We start from the raw sequence: 16835 nt of genomic DNA, 5'->3' as shown, positions 1-16835 counted from the left end.
TACTCCTTATCAGACAAAGGTTTCGTGAAATAGCGCTTGAACGGACCGCAGCGAAAGCTGGCCTTGCTCCAGGTAGGCCGAGAGCTTCTGGACGCGCGCGTCGCCGGCAATCAGCTCATCCACCCAGCCGGCGTAGTCAAAGCTGACCTGGTGCTCGGCAGCGCTGGCGGGGGCGATGATGGCGGCCAGCGTTTCCGGCGCGGCGCCGCCAAAGCCGATGATCAGCAATGGCTGGCCGTGCAGGTCGGCCAGGAACAGGCTCAGTTCAAAGTCCGCCTGCTGCAGGAATGGCACGATCAGATCGAGCCAGAACGCCGCCACCAGATAGCGCTGGCGGGATGACTGCGGCAACGGCAGCGCCAGGCTTTTGTCCAGCCGCTCGGCGCCGCTGCGGCGCACTGGCTGCAGCAATAGCCCTATCGCCAGTAGCGTGCGACGCACCGAGGCGCTGGCCAACATGGCTTCCAGCGCGGCGATGGTGTGGCGGTCGAGGAAGTCGATGAAGCTTTGCACGTGGCGGTCGTCGGCGGTGTCGATGTCTACGCGGCTGGCGGCCAGGGTTTGCAGTGGGGTTTCCGGCGTGGCGGCGTCCACGACATCCGCGGTCAGGCGGGCCTGCTCTTCCCACAGCGTGGCCAGGACCAAGGGGCTGCGCTGGACGAAGCTTGCGGGGTCGTCGACTTCGATGGCGCTCATGCTGAGAAAAGGATAGCGCCGCTGCGACAGGTCGCTGCTGGCCGCCAGATGGCCGGCGATGGCGCGCCGGCTGCGCGTGCCGACGAAGGCAAAGTCCAGCGGCGCCATGGCGTCGTAGTGGAGTTTCCAGCGCGGATCGAGACTCAGCAGGTTCATGACCTCGGCCAGCCAGTCGTCCAACAGGCTGACGAGCGCCAGATTGTCTGCCGCCTTGATGAAATCCGCGCGCGTGGGCAGTTTGCCGAAGTAGCCGATGCGCGCTGCCTGCGCCGCGCGCTTCATTGAGCCGCTCCGGCGGCGGCCGGCGCCGAGGCGGTGGCCGCCAACGGCGCGCCGACGATCGTCTCCGGCAAGCGCATGCCTTTGAAGCCCTGATCCTTCGCCGCACTGGCGCCGCTCTCAGGGCTGCTGATGATCTTCAGTCCCATCGCCACCGTAATCGCGCCGCTGCTCCAGCGCAGCTCAAACACCCCGCCCTCGCGTTTCTGCTTGGCTGCCGTATCGATCAGGCGCTTCAGCCCAAACTGGCCCGGCTCGTTGAACACCTCCACGGTGCGCCCATCCATGGCCACCGCCGTGATGCGCGCGCCGGGCGCTCCCTGCGGACTTGGATGCACCATGCTCGCCCACTGCGCTGGCGTATTCCGGTAGCGCAGCTGCTGGCCGTCGATCTCCACCGTGTATTCCAGCGTGCCCGGCGCCGGCATCGGCTGGATCTGGAACACAGTCTGCGCCGCTGTCTGCGACGACGCCACGCCGCCGGCCGCAATCGGCGCGCTCCAGCCCGGGAAGCGCTGCACCATCTGCGGCGACAGCGTGATGCCCATCTCCGCCCACGTGCGTGCCGCCAGCACGTCGCCACGCCGCAGCACCAGTGGGCCCAGCGTGGTGGTGGCAAACCTGGCGACCACGCCATCCGGCCCGAAGAACTGCGCGATTTCCGCGTCGGCGGCCTCCACTCGCGCATCCGGCGAAAACGGATATTTCGCGGCCAGCGTTTTCTGGAATGGCTCATACACCTGCGCCACCCAGGTTTTGTTGATCTCCGCCTCCGCCGGCCCCACCAGCACCGCAAAAATCTGCATCAGCGGCCGCACGAGGACGGGGCGGATGGCTTGTTTCTGCGCGTCGGTCATCCCCACCAGCATTTGTTCGTCAACATAGCGCAGCGCGTCGGCCAGTTCCGAGCCGCTGCCGTCCAGCGTCTGCTGCATGAACTGGCGCGCGCCGGGGCCGGGATCGCCTTGGTTCTTCAGCTGATTGAGCCGGCCGCGCAGCCTGGAAAGCAGCTCCATGTAGGCGCGCATCAGCGACGCGTCCTTGTCCTTGGCCGCCACCAGCTTGCCGATGCCGGCGAATTCACGTCCCACTGGCCCCATCGGCCTGTCCGAGGAAGGCGTCGCGGCCGCCGGCAAGTTGATATTGATCTGCGCCGGCGAGCGCCGCAGCACGCTGTACTTGACCCAGTTGATGAAGCCTGTCTGCGCCTCCTTCACCTCGGCGCTCATCACCGATGGGTTGTCCCAGGAAGTCTGCTGATGCAGGGCTGTCAGCAGCCTGGAAAGCGGCGAGAGCTGGGGATCGCCCAGCCGGTTCATCGCCGTCACCGCCGCGTCAAAACCATTCAGGTTGACGATGCTGACGCCTTGCACAAACTTCTGCCACTCGCGCGCGTAGTCGGCCTTGTATAAATCCGTCAGCCCCTTCTGGATTTGTTCCGGGCTGCCTTCCAGCGTCAGGTCGTCGCGGGCGGCGGTCTTCAGCACCCAGTCGGTGCTTTGCAGCTCGCGGCTGGCGGCGTCACGGAAGGCGTCCTGCACGAACTTCTCCCATGCGTCGCGCGTGTAGGCGCCCGGCACGGCGTAGCTGCCGGTGATGAGCGCCTGATCCTGTTCTCCCACCATGCGCGCCACCGTCATCGATGGAAAGCGCGTGTTGGCGCGGGCACGGATGTCGGCATACACCCGCTCCCGCGCCGGCATGCCGCGCACCACGCGCCGCAGGTTCTCGCGCGCCTGGTCCACCAGCGCCAGCTTCAGATCAATGCGCGGCCAGGCCGGATCGGGAATCTGCGCCAGATAAAACGTCATCAGCCGCTCGGCGCTGTGGATCATCTGCTCGCGCGACATGGCGCCGCGATTGTTCTCCAGCCATGCGCGCCAGTAGCGCGGCAACTGGTCGTTCAGGTGGCTGCCTTCCGCGTGGGATTTATCGGCCAGCATCAGATAGCTTTTCAGCGCGTTGTACGCGTCATCGACATTGGTCGGCGAGGCTTCCTGGAACTGGCGTCCCGCCACCGTGGTCGACCCTGTCGCGCCGGCCGGCTGCAACTCGGCGGCGTGCGCGTTCATCTCCGACAGCAGCGTCTCCAGATTGGCCACCACCGGCATCAGCATCACGTTCCTGGCCCCGGCGAAGTATTCCTCGCGCAGCTTGCGCTCCAGCTGCTCGCCCTGATAAAGCCCCATGCGCAGCGACCACGGACGCGAGGCGCGATACTTCTCCAGCTGCTCGATACGGTCCTGGATAATCTCCATCGCCTCCAGCCGCGATTGCAAATCCAGCCGCTTGGCCTGGAGCTTGATCACCTTGTCCAGATCCGCCTGCACGTTGCTCACCAGTTGGCGATTGCCCATGTACGACCAGCTCCAGCCGCCCAGCGCCGCGCCCAGCATCAGCGCTGCGCTGAAGAAGGCCGCATAGCGCAAGCGCACCTTGTTCTTGCTGGCGTACTGCGATACCAGATCCTTGTCGGCAAAGATCACCTTGCGGAACAGGTTAAGCAGGAAGAATCCCGAATGGCCGGATGCCGGCAGCGGCGCCGCATCCGGCGTGCTCAGGGCAAAGCGCTTAGCCACGCGCTGCGATTGCTCGTTGCGCGGCATGCCCTCCTGCAGCGCGCTGGTGAAGTAAAAGCCGCGAAACACCGGCTTGAACTGGAACGGATTCTCCTCAAACAGCGTGACCAGGAAGGCGCGCAGCGGCGTACGGATGGTCGCAAACTCCAGCGGGAAGGTGAACACGCCGGGCGCCATGCCTTCGCGCCGCTGCTGGCCCATGGTGGCGAGGCTCATCGCTTTCAGCCCGTCGCACAGCTCATCGAAGGCATGGTCGAAAAAGGCCACCACCTGCTGACTGGTGGTGTTGCGCTGATACGGCATGGTCGCGCCCCACACGCGTTCACGCTCGCCGCGCTCGGCCTGCGCGAAGAATTCGCCAAAGCCCGCGATCAGATCGGCCTTGGTGAACACCACGTACACCGGCGCAAACACCTCCAGCCGCTCGATCAGATCCTGTACCCGCTTGCGCAGGCTGCGCGCGAGTTGGATGCCGGCTTCGGGATCATCGCCGCGCAGCTCGGCGATGCTGACCGCGATGATGATGCCGTTGACCGGCGCGCGGCGGCGGTACTTCTTCAGCAGGTCGAGAAAGCCGAACCACTCGGCGCGGTGCTCCTCCTGCACCGAGTAGCGGCCGGCCGTGTCCAGCAAGATGCCCTCGGTGGTGAAGAACCAGTCGCAATTGCGCGTCCCGCCCACGCCCTGCAGCACTTTGCCGTCCGCGAAGGGAAACTGCAGGCCGGAGTTGGTGATGGCCGTGCTCTTGCCCGCCGCCGGATTCCCGATGATCATGTACCACGGCAGCTCATACAAGGCGCGTGTGCCGGCGACGATGCCCAGCTTCGATCCCCTGATGGTCTCGATGGCCTTCAGCATGCTGTCGCGGATGGCCTTGACCTCGGCTGCCGACGGATCGGCGGACGGCTCCTGGCGGCCCATGGCCTCGCCCAGCTTGTCCGACTCGCGCCGCGCGCGCCAGCGGCGCCACCACCACAGCACTCCGGCCAGCGCCAGCATCACCGCAATGGCGAGGAAAGCCCACACCAGCGCCAGCTCCAGCACCTGCGCGCCGAGGCAGAACAGGGCCGCCATCGCCGTCATGCCAAGCATGGTGAGGGTGCGGCTATCGGTCAGGAAGCTCCAGATTCTATGCAGCATGGAAGGTGTCCGGCGAAGATGGCGGCGCCCAGGCGGCGGGCGGACCGATCAATGTTGCCACCAACAAAGCCGGGATTTCTTGCGCGAAAACAATGGCGATTACTTCTTCACGGTGTTGGGCACGCGCAGCTCGGTGTGGCCGAAGTCCATCATGGTCCAGCGGCCGCCCCACGTCAGCCCGGCGGCCTCGGCGGCGGCGCCGTACAGCTGATAGCCGCGCATCGCCCACGGATCTTTTTCCGAGATGACCAGCTTGCCATCGCGCAGAAAGGCGCAGTCGGCGGCCAGGCCGAACTGGTGATAGCTCTGGAACGCCTTGGCGTTCGTCACGCTGGGGCCGGCAGCGGCCAGCGCGTTCTGCCGCTCTGGACTGCGGTAGCCCTCCAGAATCGCCATGTCGTAGCCGTGCCGCTCCTTCATCATGCGGAACACCAGCAGCAGCCGCTGCGCATAGGCGGGGTCGAGCAGTTGCCAGTTACGGTTGGCGCTGTCGAGCATGGGACGCACCAGCGTCACCTCGGCGGTGGTGAACACCAGCGGTGGCGGCGCCGGCGGCGCGGCCAGTTGCTCGCCCTGCAGCAGGCCGGCGATCTGGTCGTTGATGGCGTGGGTGTCGTTGTCGTAGCCGGACAGCATGCCACGGCCGCTCAGCATCAGCGCCAGCAATGGCGGCACCGTCACCAGCACCAGCGCCGCCAGCAGCAGCGGATAGCGGCGCCTCAGAAACGACAGCGTTCTTCGTGCGCCGCCGCCGGCTTCGCGGCCAAGGCCGGCGGCTTGCTGTACGCCCTGCCGATAGCCGCCGCGCAGACGGCACCCGATCCGGCCGCCCAGTGCGCCAATCGACTGCATCACCAGCTCGCGGACGGCGGGAAACAGCAACAGCCACGCGCAAAAACACGTCAACACGAAGAACAACAGCATGGAAAAGAGAAACATGGTGCGCTCCATCAAAACGGCCCCCCGCCGCAGACCGGACACTGCATCGTAGGCCGTTCGCAGCGCTGCGATATCGGTCAGATCAAATGCAAAGGGGATATTGTGGAAACGTCGAAACCAAAGCCGGACCTGTTGGGCGGCACCAGCACCCGCCGTCCGGCGCAGGACAAGCGCATCCTGGCGCAGTTGGAACATGGCGCCAGGCCGCCCGCCCGCGCGGCACGCACGGCCGGCTGGACCATCGATGGCTGGACCATCGGATTGTTCGCGCTGCTACTGCTGATGTGCATCACGGCATGGCTGATGCACGACCGCACGATCACGCCGGATACGTTCCGGCAAAGCGAAAGCCGCAGCGCCACCACGCGGCTGCCCGCCAGGACGGCGGTAGTGACGACGCCGACGCAGCAGCGCGGCGCGCCCGAGGCGCCGCAGGCCGCGGCCATCGTCAATGTGGAGATGGCGCGGGGGCTGGAGGTGCCGGAGACGCTGGCTGTCGACACTGAAACGCCCACGGCGGCCACCGTCGCCATCGCCAACGCGGCCAGCGCGACGCGCCCCGCTGCTGCCGTGCAACCGCAAACCGCGCGATCGCCGGCCGGCGTTGCGTCCAAGGCCGCCAGCACGCGCGCGCCAGCGCCGTCGGCAGCCGGCTCGATCAGGCAGCCGATGCCGGCCAGCACCGATACCGACGTCACCCTGCTCGCCGCGCTGGTGGCGCACGCCGGCACACCGACCGCCGTCGTGCCCGAACGCAGCCGCGACATCGTCGACCGTCAGGACGGCGACAACACCGGGCAACTGCTGGCGCGCTGCAAGCAACTGGGACTGATCGAAGGCATGCTATGCCGCTCGCGTATCTGCTCCGGCCGCTGGGAAAGCGACGCCGCCTGCCGCGCGCCCAACCATTAATCAGCCGCGCTTGGGGATGTCCAGGCCTTTGGCCACGGCGGGCCGGGCGACGAACGCGGCCAACACGCGCTGCACATTGGCGAACTTGTCGAACTCCACCAGGTCGCCGGCGCCATAGAAATTCACCAGGTTACGCACCCACGGCAGGATGGCGATGTCGGCGATGGTGTAGGCGTCGCCCATGACCCACTGGCGGCCTTCGAGGCGCTGATCCAGCACCCCCAGCAGGCGCTTGGCCTCGTTGACGTAGCGGTCGCGCGGGCGCTTGTCTTCATAGTCCTTGCCGGCAAACTTGTGGAAGAAACCGACCTGGCCGAACATCGGGCCGATGCCGCCCATCTGGAACATCAGCCACTGGATGGTCTCGTAGCGGCCGGCCGCGTCCTGCGGAATCAGCTGGCCGGTCTTGTCGGCGATGTACAGCAGGATGGCGCCGGACTCGAACAGCGCCAGCGGCTTGCCGTCTGGACCGTTCGGGTCGATGATGGCGGGAATCTTGTTATTCGGATTCAGCGACAGGAATGCCGGCGACATCTGGTCGTTGCTCTCAAAGCTGACCAGATGCGGTTCATACGCCAGGCCGGTTTCCTCCAGCGCGATCGACACCTTGACGCCATTCGGCGTCGGCAGCGAGTACAGCTGGATGCGGTCGGGATGCTGGGCCGGCCATTTGCCGGTGATGGGGAATGCGGACAGGTCTGCCATGGAACGTGCTCTCAAAGTAAGGATCACTGATTATCCCCGAAGCGGGAAAAACGCGCTGACGACGCAATTCTTGAGCAATCCCAACACCCTTAGATGAGCACCAGGCAACAATGCCGACTCCGATCATGATGGAGGCGGACTTCATCGCTGGTCTGCCGCTAGCGTCGGCAAAGACCCGAATGCGGCTCGGGAGGAATTCCGCAACCATCCAGGTGACATCGCGCCGATCTGTGAACCGATCCGCGACAAGTGGCTCGCGGCCCAGGGCGCCGCCCTGCCGCAACTGCTAAGTCAAAGGCAAACTCAAAACACTCAACGCCACGCTGCTTGAATCGCAGCAGAAGCGCGACGCTGATGCCCATGCCATGATAAGTCATCCGGCCATCGCAGCTTATCTGGGCTATCTGCAAACGCAGCCGCTGAAGGCCGAGTTCGCCGCCAGCAACAATACACGGCCATCCTGGTGTCCTCACACATGATACTGGTATGCGCCGCGCCGATTCTCCTGCGCCTGCTGGATGCGCTGCGCGAGCTGCTTCCGCTCCAGTTGTTTTACTTCTTGCTGGAAAGGCTGACGCAGTGGCGGATGATGTTTATCTGGGACTATGCGGTCATTCTTGCCTGTCTCGCAGGCGGACTGCTGCTGATCTACATCGCGCAGCGCACCGTCTTCAGTGCCGCGCGGTTGCGTCTGATTCGTCTGCGCAAGACGCAATGCCTGGCCTGCGGCGAAAAGCTACGCGCAACAGACCAGGGCTGGTGCGAGGTCTGCGGCGCGAATCAGGCCGCGCCGTGCCGGCAATGCGGTCAGCCCCACCGGCTGCTGGCCTTCCACTGCAGCCATTGCGGCACGTCGGCCTCATTGTAGTGACGCGCCAAGGCGGTGGACACTAACCTTTGGGTGGGTATTTACCCAGTCGAGCTCGTACCTTACACTTTGCATTCACCATCTAACCTAGGGGCACTTATGAGCAAGATTATTGTTGTCTACCACTCGGGATACGGCCACACCAAGCGCGTGGCGGAACACGTTGCCGAGGGCGCCGGCGCCGAGCTGCTGGCCATCGACGCCGAAGGCAATCTGCCGGAAGCCGGCTGGGACCAACTGGCCGCGGCCGACGCCATCGTCTTCGGCGCACCGACCTACATGGGCAGCCCAAGCTGGCAGTTCAAGAAATTCGCCGACGCCTCCTCCAAGGCCTGGTTCACCCGCGTCTGGCAAGACAAGGTATTTGGCGGCTTCACCAACAGCGCCAGCCTGAACGGCGACAAGCAGGTGTCGCTGATCTCCATGCAGACGCTGGCCTCGCAGCACGGCGGCATCTGGGTCAGCCTGGGCCTGCCACCGGCCAACACCAAGGCCGCGCAGCGCACCGACGTCAACAACCTGGGCGGCTCGGTCGGCCTGCTGGTGCAATCGCCCTCCGACGCCAGCGTCGACGAGATCCCGCAAGGCGATCTGGACACCGCCAAAGCCTACGGCAAGCGCATCGCCGACGTGACCGCCCGCCTGGCCAAGTAATCCGCGCCCATGCGCAAAGGCCCGTGATCGCTCACGGGCCTTTTACTTTCTGTCGCCGCATATGACAATACGGTTTTTAATCACCTGAACGTCATCATGCAACTACCAAGCTTCAACGATCAATTTTCGACTAATCTGGCTCTGCTGCCTGCCAGGGACGCGGTGGCAGCCATCGAACTGCTCGACCAGTCCGGCGCGACCGTGGCGACGATCGAAAACAAGCCCGGCCAGGCCGGCTCGCTGCGCGTCTACGCCTGGCTGGCGGACACGCTGGGCGCGATCACGCCCGAAGCGGCCGAACTCGGCCTGAAAATTTACGCCGAGCACACGCAGGACGCGCGCGCCCATCCCGGCAAACACCCGAACATCGACCGTCTGTTCAACATCCAGACGCCCGCGCAAACGCTGCAGGTGAAACGCCTGTAAGTTCCGGCCCCGCAATGCAAAAAGCCCAACCGGTAAGGATTGGGCTTTTGGGTATTCTGGCTCCCCGACCTGGACTCGAACCAGGGACCTGCGGATTAACAGTCCGTCGCTCTACCGACTGAGCTATCAGGGAAAAGAGGCCGTATTATAGACGGCCCTTGTTCAGTTGTCTAGACTGAACGGCCATTTCTTAGAAACCGCCGCGGAACTGCACGCCAAACTGACGTGGCTCGTTGACGAAGCCGGTCAGGTTGTTGAAGTCGATCGCACCGATCACGCGCTGCTGGTTGGTCAGGTTGCGCACGTAGCCGGCCACTTCGTACTTGCCGCCGTCCCAGTTGTAACCCGCGCGCAGGCCGCCTTCGGTCAGGGCCTTGCCGGTGAACTCCTTCGCTTCATACAGGAAGAAGTTGATCTTGCTGCGGTACGACCAGTCGGTCAGCACGAACAGGTTGCCGTTGGCCAGCGGCCAGTTGTAGCGCGCCGAGGCGTTGAAGATCCACTTGGCCGCCTGTGGCAGCGGGTTGCCGTTGATCGACACCAGACCGTTGGCGCCGATCGGATCGGTGATGGTGCACTGCGCGCACTTGGCCACGTACAGGCTCGGGTCTTCGATCTTGGTGAAGTTGTACGAACCGCTGAAGCTGGTCTTGAAGTCCGGCGTGATGAAGCCTTCGATCTCGCCCTCGATACCACGGCCCTTGGTCTTGGCCGCGTTGATCAGCTTGGTGACGTTGGAATTGCCGCCGACCACGGTCAGCTGCTGGTTCTTGACGTCGTAGTCGAACACGCTCAGCGACGCGCGCGCGCGGCGGTTGAACAGGTCGGCTTTGATGCCGGCTTCATACGAGGTGATGGTTTCCGCATCGGCCACGGTGATCGGTACCGACGACGATGCCGCCGCGATCGATGGCGCGCGGAAGCCGGTCGCCACGCGGGCGTAGGCGCTGACATCCTTGTTCAGCTTGTAGGTGCCGCTCAGGTCCCAGTTCGCCTTGTTCTTGCTTTCTTCCACCGATTTCGGACCGATCTGGGTCACGTTCCACGCGTCCACGGTGCGGAAGTCTTTCTTGTCGTGGGTGTAGCGCAGGCCGCCGCGCAGCGTGAAGTCGCTCGACACGTCATAGGTCAGCGAACCGAACACCGCGTAGGCTTCGTTGTTCTGGTGGCTGGCCAGGTGCGAGGTCTGCGCCTGGGTGGTGCTGTCGAAGTTGTCGCTGTAGCCGTCGCCGCTTTCCTTGAAGTAGTAGACGCCGGTCTGCCAGTTCAGCGGGCCCGCGTTCTTCGATTCGACGCGGAATTCCTGGGTGTACTGCTTCAGGCCGGTCAGCCCGCCACCGGTCTGCACCTGGAACGGGATGAAGCCCGGACCGGTCGGCGTGCCGCCGTCGATGTCGCCGCGGCTGTAGTAGTTGTCCACGCCTTCGTAGCCGGTGATCGAGAACAGCTTGACCGAACCCAGGTCCCAGGTCAGGCGCGCGTTGGCGCCGTTGGTGCGCAGGTTCTGCATGTTCAGGCCGTTGGTGTTGATCTTGGTGAAGTCGTAGCCGTCGACCAGATCGTTGGTGCCCTTCTTGATGATGTTGGCGCGGAACAGGCGGGCGCTGCCATCGGTGGTGCGCGAGTGCACGTTGAACAGAGCGTTGAAGGTGGTGCTCGGCTGGTACAGGAACTGCACGCGCTCGGCGTGTTCGTTGTAGCCTTCCAGCGCGTCGTTCTGCTTGGTGTAGGTGTTGTCGACGAAGTTGTCGCGGTGCTGACGCAGGGTCGACACGCGCATCGCCCACTGGCTCGACAGCGGCACGTTGACGGCCGCTTCCAGGCTGGCGGTGTTGTGGGTGGCGTCGGACACGCTGTAGTAGCCTTCCACCTTGTCCAGGCTAGGCTTGGCCGATTCAAACTTGACCACGCCGGCCGGGGTGTTGCGGCCGAACAGCGTACCCTGCGGGCCGCGCAGCACTTCCACGCCGGCCACGTCGAAGACCGGGAAGCCCTTCAGGATGGCGTTCTCTTGCACCACGTCGTCATAGATCAGCGACACTGGCTGCGAGGCGAAGGTCGAGAAGTCGGTGTTGCCGTAGCCGCGGATGTAGAAGCGCGGGAAGGTACGGCCGTTCGACGATTCCACGTTCAGCGACGGCACTTTGCCCGCCAGGAAGCGGATGTCCTGGCCGCCGGACAGCAGCACGTCCAGTTTTTCATTGCTCAGCATGGTCACGGAGACCGGCACATCCTTGATGTTTTCCGCGCGGCGCTGGGCGGTCACGGTGACGGTTTCCAGCTGTGGCTGGGTGGTGGCGGCGGCGTCAGTCTGCGCCAGGGCAGTACCGATAGGCATCACGGCGCTCAGCGCCAGCAGGCGCTTGTGCATCTTCGACAGTTTGATCATTCAATTTCCCGATTTAAATGTAGTGCAAAGAGTTGGAACAGTCGTCTCCTGCTTTCTCTTTTGTGGTCACCACCCGCTCATCTGTCGTGATCGTGGTAGCGCTAGGGCCTCTACGCCGTCGCGGTAGCTAGCAATATTGCACTGACTTTTTTGAAAGGCGATATTTTCTTAGATTGATACCAGGTATTGCAAGCTGAATATATCTGAAACCCAATTAACTGTTAGAAATTCGGCTAAGCATATGCAACAACTGAATATTCAGTGGTTTACGCGTGTCGGCATATCCACAACATGTGAGATTGACAAGCGGGCGGGAGAACGGCGGCGGCGCACTGTTGCGCAAATGACGCACGGCCAGCGAGGGCTGGCCGTGGTGAAAAAGTTACATACCGAGCGATTTGAGCAATTCGTCGGCGTCGGTGTCGATGGCGGGCGCCGGGGCGCTGGCCGCCTGGTGGGTGTCGCGCTCCTGCTCCAGCAGCGCGTCGGGGTCGGCGATCTCGCTGGCGTCGAAGTCGTGCAGGCGGATGAACTCGGTGCGGTCGATGGCCAGCTCCAGGTAGAAGATGTTGCTCTTCTCGGTGTAGAAGCTGACGCGGCGCATTTCCGGCCGGTCCAGCGGGGTGTCGACGCTGAGCACGATCTGCTTGTTCAGCACCAGCATCTTTGGCTGGTTCTGCGTGATGTTGGTCTGCAGCTCGCGGCGGATCTTGCCGGTGAAGTCGCCGACGATCTGGTTCATCAGCTCGCCGAGGATGTTGGCCACCTCGTCCGAGGTGTGCGACCCGGCCAGCTCCGACTTCGGCATGCCCATGTGCAGCATGTAGCGCTCGTAGATTTCCATCGCCGTGTCGGCGGCGAAGTTCAGCACCACCAGGCCGGTAAAGCCGCCGTCGAACAGCACGAAGCAGCCGATGTCGGGCTTCAGGCCAACCCGGGTAATGCGCTGCACCATGCCGGAATAATTCACCTTGCTTTGCGTCGCCACGTTCAGCACCCGGGTCACCGAGTTGCACAGACTGGACAACAGGTCTTCCGTGCCGTAGACAATCGCTTCGTTTTCGCCACTCATATTTCTACCTCTGTATGCTTTTCTTAGGATGACAACAAGGCTCAGAATAACGAGTAGCAAGATTCCCGTCCATAGGAATCACGTAATTCTGTGAGATTTCCGTGCCAACCTGCGCACGCCGCGCTTGACGCCCCCCGAGGGAAACGTGACAATGAAATGGTTGCGCTATCTTTTTATGACAAAACCGCTGGTAATACCATAAAGAGCCGCGCGGCGCCCCGACACCTACAACGATAATCGAGACACGATGAGCCATACCACCCTGAGCCCGACGGGCAAACTATCGGTCATGGAAAAGATCGGCTACAGCCTGGGCGACCTGGCCGCCAATCTGATCTTCCAGACCTTGCTGACCTTCATCGCCTTCTTTTACACCGACGTCTACAAGATTTCCGCCAACGCCGCAGCCACCATCATCTTCATCGGCGGCCTGACCGGCGCCTGCTTCAATCCGCTGGTGGGCCTGCTGGCCGACCGCACCGTCACCCGCTGGGGCAAGTTCCGCCCATGGCTGCTGTGGACCTCGGTGCCGTTCGGCCTGATCGCCATCCTCGCCTTCAGCACGCCCAACCTCGGCGACAACGGCAAGATCATCTACGCCACCCTGACCTACATCGCGCTGCTACTGATCTACTCGGCCAACAACCTGCCCTACTCTGCCCTGAGCGGCGTGCTGACCGGCAGCATGCAGGAGCGCAACAGCCTGTCGTCGTACCGCTTCGTCGCCGTGATGGTGGCACAGCTGATCATCCAGGTGCTGCTGCTGCCGCTGGTGCTGATCCTGGGCGGCGGCGACAAGGTCGAAGGCTTCCGCAACACCATGATCATCTTCGCCGTGGCCGGCACCATCTGCTTCCTGATCACCTTTGCCACCACCCGCGAGCGCATCGTACCGACCGCCGCCCAGCGCTCCACCATTGGCCAGGACCTGGCCGACCTGCTGCGCAACAAGCCGTGGGTGGTGATGATGCTGCTGACCATCCTGGTGTTCGTCACACTGGCGCTCAAGGGCGGCCTGTACATCTACTACTTCAAGAACTACCTGAGCGAGGCGGCGCTGTCGGCGTTCCTGAAGGACATCGGCTTCATCAACTTCATCGGCCACCTCAACGCCGGCCTCAACAGCATCGGCCTGACCAAGTTCCAGTGGCCGGAAGACCCGGCCACCTCGGCCTTCAGCCTGTTCAACGGCGCCGGCATCGTCTGCATGATCATCGGCATCGGCTTCTCCAAGGGGCTGGCCGACCGCTACGGCAAGCGCGACGTGTACGGTGTGGCGCTGTTCATCTCCACCCTGTTCATGCTGGCGTTCTACCTGTACCCGCCGACCTCGATCGGCCTGGTGTTCGGCTCGCAGATCCTGCACGGCTTCTTCTACGGCATCACCATCCCGCTGCTGTGGGCCATGATCGCCGACGTTGCCGACTACTCCGAGTGGAAGAACAACCGCCGCGCCACCGCCCTGCTGTTCTCGGCCATGATCTTCGGCCTCAAGGCCGGCTTGAGCATCGGCGGCGCGCTGGTCGCGGCCCTGCTGTCGAGCTTTGGCTACGACGGCACCCAGGCCGTGCAGCCGCACAGCGTGGCCGAGGGCATCCGCCTGTCGATCAGCGTGTACGCCTCGCTGCCCTTCCTGGCGGGCGCCGCGCTGCTGTACTTCTACGAAATCAACAAGGCGTCTGAACGCACGATCGAACTGGATCTGCAAACGCGCCGCGCTCAACCTACCGCATAAGGCAGACCATGTCCGAACAACTGACCCCGGCCGAAGAACAGGCCCTGCAGCGCGCCATCTCGCAGCCGCTGGTAAGCCACATCTACACCGCCGACCCGTCGGCCCATGTCTTCGACGGCAAGATCTACATCTACCCGTCGCACGACATCGAGGCCGGCATCCCGTTCAACGACAACGGCGACCACTTCGGCATGGAGGACTACCACGTGCTGTCGATGGACAGCCCGGACGGCGCCGCCACCGACCACGGCGTGGCGCTGCACGTGAAGGACGTGCCCTGGGCCGAGCGCCAGATGTGGGCGCCGGACGCGGCGCGGAAGGACGGCAAGTATTACCTGTACTTCCCCGCCAAGCGCGCCGACGGCATCTTCCAGATCGGCGTGGCGGTGGGCGAGCAGCCGCAAGGCCCGTTCACGCCCGAACCGGCAGCCATCGAAGGCAGCTACTCGATCGACCCGGCGGTGTTTGAAGACCAGGGCGAGCACTACATGTACTTTGGCGGCATCTGGGGCGGTCAGCTGCAGAAGTACCGCAACAACGCCTTCGACGCCGCCAACGAAGAGCCGGCCGACGACCAGCCGGCGCTGACCGCGCGCGTGGCGCGCCTGACGGCCGACATGAAACAGTTCGCCGAGGCGCCACGCGACGTCGTCATCCTGGACGAGCACGGCCAGCCGCTGCTGGCCGGCGACCACGACCGCCGCTACTTCGAAGGCCCGTGGATGCACAAGTACAAGGGCAAGTACTACTTCTCTTACTCGACCGGCAATACGCATTTCCTGTGCTACGCGGTAGGCGACAACCCGTACGGCCCGTTCACCTACCAGGGCAAGATCCTGACGCCGGTGATCGGCTGGACCACGCACCACTCGATCGTCGAGTTCGGAGGCCGCTGGTTCCTGTACTACCACGACAGCAGCCTGTCCAAGGGCATCACCCACCTGCGCTCGGTGAAAGTGACCGAACTGCACTACGACGAAGACGGCCGCATCAAGACCATCGATCCCTACGGCAGATAAGCCGCCACAACGCAAAAAGCCCAACCTGCAAAGGTTGGGCTTTTTTGTATTCTGGCTCCCCGACCTGGACTCGAACCAGGGACCTGCGGATTAACAGTCCGTCGCTCTACCGACTGAGCTATCAGGGAATTGAGGCCAACATTGTATCGGCCCGACGCGGATTTGCCTAGGGGCGAACGACATTTTTTTGACGCGCCCACAGCCGCCCTGCCCGGCCTCACCCCGGCCCACATCTGGGCACTAGCATTGGGGCACTCTACTTGGGAAACTCGGTCTGTACCGCCTGTAACACATCGGAGCTTGAACGAACCGTCTTAATGTGCAAGCCCTTAAACTCCGGCATGGCGCTGAGACGCTGTGGGAAATCGTCGTCCCCCCAGACCAACACAAGAAAGCGCTTGCCTGCGGCGTTTATTAGTTCATCAAATTTTATAAACCGCGACAAATTCACCATCGACAGAGACCTGCCCGTCTTTACCTCAATCACGATACTCAGTCCGTCAGGCCTGCGAACTTCAAAATCGGGCTCGTAACTCATCGCGGCCTCCCCTTCCGGAACTTCAGGAATCTGGAGTCTCGACCCGTTCAGCACATCGTACCCCGCAGGCAGCTGCTCCAGTCCTCGCAAGACGTGCTCCTCCGCCAGCGATCGCGGAGACCGATCCAGATTCGATCGCACCCCATTCATTTCGACTCCTTCCATTTCCAATTCTCCGCAATGAAGTCCCGCTCACGGCCAGCTGTACTGTAGTGACATTGCCACCAATCATCTTCAAAAGCTGCTGAAGTGCGACTTTGCGATCAATCTCGGATTTCAAAGTCAGCGTAAGTTCACCATACACCTTTTATCCCCCCCAGGTGTAAATCAAGAACCAGTAGAACTCGCGGCACCATCAAGTTGCATAATATAATAGCATTTTAATCAACCTCGGGATACGCCAATAATCACAACGGGATTGGCCCTGAAACGCAAAAACCCAGCCGGGTTAGGGCTGGGTTTTTGGGGTCATGCTGAATTCTGGCTCCCCGACCTGGACTCGAACCAGGGACCTGCGGATTAACAGTCCGTCGCTCTACCGACTGAGCTATCAGGGAATTGAGGCCAGAATTGTATCCGTCAGAACGCTGTTTGCCTAGAGCTAAAACAGCTTTTTTTAGCGCGCGGCGCGCTTACTGGCCCACGCAGATGATTTTGGTCGCGTATTCGCTGGCGGCGGACTTCTTTTTGGTCGCCCAGGCGACCGCCTCCTCCGCCTGCGCGATGGTCATCACGGTGGCTTTTTCCTTGTTGCGGATGAAGGAGACACCTTCAAACACGCCCTCCTTGCTGCGCATCACCTTGGCAAACACGGGCGGCTTCTGGTCGCCGTCGGTGATTTTGTTCTGCTGCACCAGGTAACGTTGGTCTTGATTTTCCATATC

At 63.0% G+C, this 16835-nt stretch carries 14 protein-coding genes and 3 tRNA genes; 6 read left to right on the top strand and 11 right to left on the bottom strand.

The window, feature by feature from the left end:
* Nucleotides 1–9: 9 nt before the first annotated feature.
* From tagF to FHW58_RS01230, 3 genes are all read right to left on the bottom strand, one after another.
* Nucleotides 10–978, bottom strand: coding sequence for a type VI secretion system-associated protein TagF (tagF, locus tag FHW58_RS01240; RefSeq protein ID WP_179671278.1), 969 nt, complete (start codon nucleotides 976–978; stop codon nucleotides 10–12).
* Nucleotides 975–4694: a type VI secretion system membrane subunit TssM gene (gene tssM, locus FHW58_RS01235; RefSeq protein ID WP_179671277.1), complete on the bottom strand. Its 3720-nt coding sequence runs from the start codon at nucleotides 4692–4694 to the stop codon at nucleotides 975–977. Before tssM ends, tagF begins: the two co-directional genes overlap by 4 nt.
* A 99-nt stretch (nucleotides 4695–4793) precedes the next feature.
* Nucleotides 4794–5633, bottom strand: a complete 840-nt coding sequence (locus tag FHW58_RS01230) for a M15 family metallopeptidase (RefSeq protein ID WP_179671276.1) — start codon at nucleotides 5631–5633, stop codon at nucleotides 4794–4796.
* 102 nt (nucleotides 5634–5735) lie between these two features.
* On the opposite strand from FHW58_RS01230, the gene FHW58_RS01225 reads away from it, so the two are divergent.
* Nucleotides 5736–6545, top strand: a complete 810-nt coding sequence (locus tag FHW58_RS01225) for a hypothetical protein (RefSeq protein ID WP_179671275.1) — start codon at nucleotides 5736–5738, stop codon at nucleotides 6543–6545.
* Here FHW58_RS01225 and FHW58_RS01220 read toward each other — a convergent pair whose 3' ends face one another.
* A complete protein-coding gene (locus FHW58_RS01220) occupies nucleotides 6546–7250 on the bottom strand; it encodes a glutathione S-transferase N-terminal domain-containing protein (RefSeq protein ID WP_179671274.1) in 705 nt (234 codons plus the stop codon).
* Between the two features lie 475 nt (nucleotides 7251–7725).
* Here FHW58_RS01220 and FHW58_RS01215 point away from each other — a divergent pair, with 475 nt between their 5' ends.
* The 3 genes from FHW58_RS01215 (at nucleotide 7726) to FHW58_RS01205 (ending at nucleotide 9198) form a co-directional block, all read left to right on the top strand.
* On the top strand, nucleotides 7726–8118 hold the full coding sequence (locus FHW58_RS01215; protein WP_179671273.1) for a hypothetical protein: 393 nt from the start codon (nucleotides 7726–7728) through the stop codon (nucleotides 8116–8118).
* Between the two features lie 99 nt (nucleotides 8119–8217).
* On the top strand, nucleotides 8218–8772 hold the full coding sequence (locus tag FHW58_RS01210) for a flavodoxin family protein (protein ID WP_179671272.1): 555 nt from the start codon (nucleotides 8218–8220) through the stop codon (nucleotides 8770–8772).
* Nucleotides 8773–8868: 96 nt separating this feature from the next.
* Nucleotides 8869–9198: a DUF2322 family protein gene (locus FHW58_RS01205; protein ID WP_179671271.1), complete on the top strand. Its 330-nt coding sequence runs from the start codon at nucleotides 8869–8871 to the stop codon at nucleotides 9196–9198.
* Between the two features lie 57 nt (nucleotides 9199–9255).
* On the opposite strand, the gene FHW58_RS01200 is transcribed toward FHW58_RS01205, so the two are convergent.
* The 3 genes from FHW58_RS01200 to FHW58_RS01190 all read right to left on the bottom strand — a co-directional run bounded on the left by FHW58_RS01200 (nucleotide 9256) and on the right by FHW58_RS01190 (nucleotide 12659).
* Nucleotides 9256–9331 (bottom strand) — tRNA-Asn (locus tag FHW58_RS01200).
* 57 nt (nucleotides 9332–9388) lie between these two features.
* Nucleotides 9389–11587 carry a TonB-dependent receptor gene (locus tag FHW58_RS01195; RefSeq protein ID WP_179671270.1) on the bottom strand — a complete coding sequence of 733 codons (2199 nt, stop codon included), beginning with the start codon at nucleotides 11585–11587 and terminating at the stop codon, nucleotides 9389–9391.
* Nucleotides 11588–11969: 382 nt separating this feature from the next.
* A complete protein-coding gene (locus FHW58_RS01190; RefSeq protein WP_179671269.1) occupies nucleotides 11970–12659 on the bottom strand; it encodes a DUF3334 family protein in 690 nt (229 codons plus the stop codon).
* 247 nt (nucleotides 12660–12906) lie between these two features.
* On the opposite strand from FHW58_RS01190, the gene FHW58_RS01185 reads away from it, so the two are divergent.
* Both FHW58_RS01185 and FHW58_RS01180 read left to right on the top strand, forming a co-directional pair.
* Entirely contained in the window at nucleotides 12907–14394 is a 1488-nt protein-coding gene (locus tag FHW58_RS01185; protein WP_179671268.1) for an MFS transporter, read from the top strand.
* Between the two features lie 8 nt (nucleotides 14395–14402).
* A complete protein-coding gene (locus tag FHW58_RS01180) occupies nucleotides 14403–15413 on the top strand; it encodes a glycoside hydrolase family 43 protein (RefSeq protein ID WP_179671267.1) in 1011 nt (336 codons plus the stop codon).
* A 52-nt stretch (nucleotides 15414–15465) separates the two neighbouring features.
* On the opposite strand, the gene FHW58_RS01175 is transcribed toward FHW58_RS01180, so the two are convergent.
* From FHW58_RS01175 to FHW58_RS01160, 4 genes are all read right to left on the bottom strand, one after another.
* Nucleotides 15466–15541, bottom strand: a tRNA-Asn gene (locus tag FHW58_RS01175).
* 128 nt (nucleotides 15542–15669) lie between these two features.
* Entirely contained in the window at nucleotides 15670–16116 is a 447-nt protein-coding gene (locus FHW58_RS01170; protein ID WP_179671266.1) for a hypothetical protein, read from the bottom strand.
* A 316-nt stretch (nucleotides 16117–16432) separates the two neighbouring features.
* A tRNA-Asn gene (locus FHW58_RS01165) sits at nucleotides 16433–16508 on the bottom strand.
* A 75-nt stretch (nucleotides 16509–16583) separates the two neighbouring features.
* Complete coding sequence (locus tag FHW58_RS01160; RefSeq protein WP_179671265.1) at nucleotides 16584–16832, bottom strand: hypothetical protein; 249 nt, start codon at nucleotides 16830–16832, stop codon at nucleotides 16584–16586.
* Nucleotides 16833–16835 lie beyond the last annotated feature (3 nt).

This window comes from Duganella sp. 1224 (genome assembly GCF_013408245.1).
Lineage (GTDB): Bacteria > Pseudomonadota > Gammaproteobacteria > Burkholderiales > Burkholderiaceae_D > Rugamonas.
This window is presented reverse-complemented; position numbering and strand designations above follow the sequence as displayed.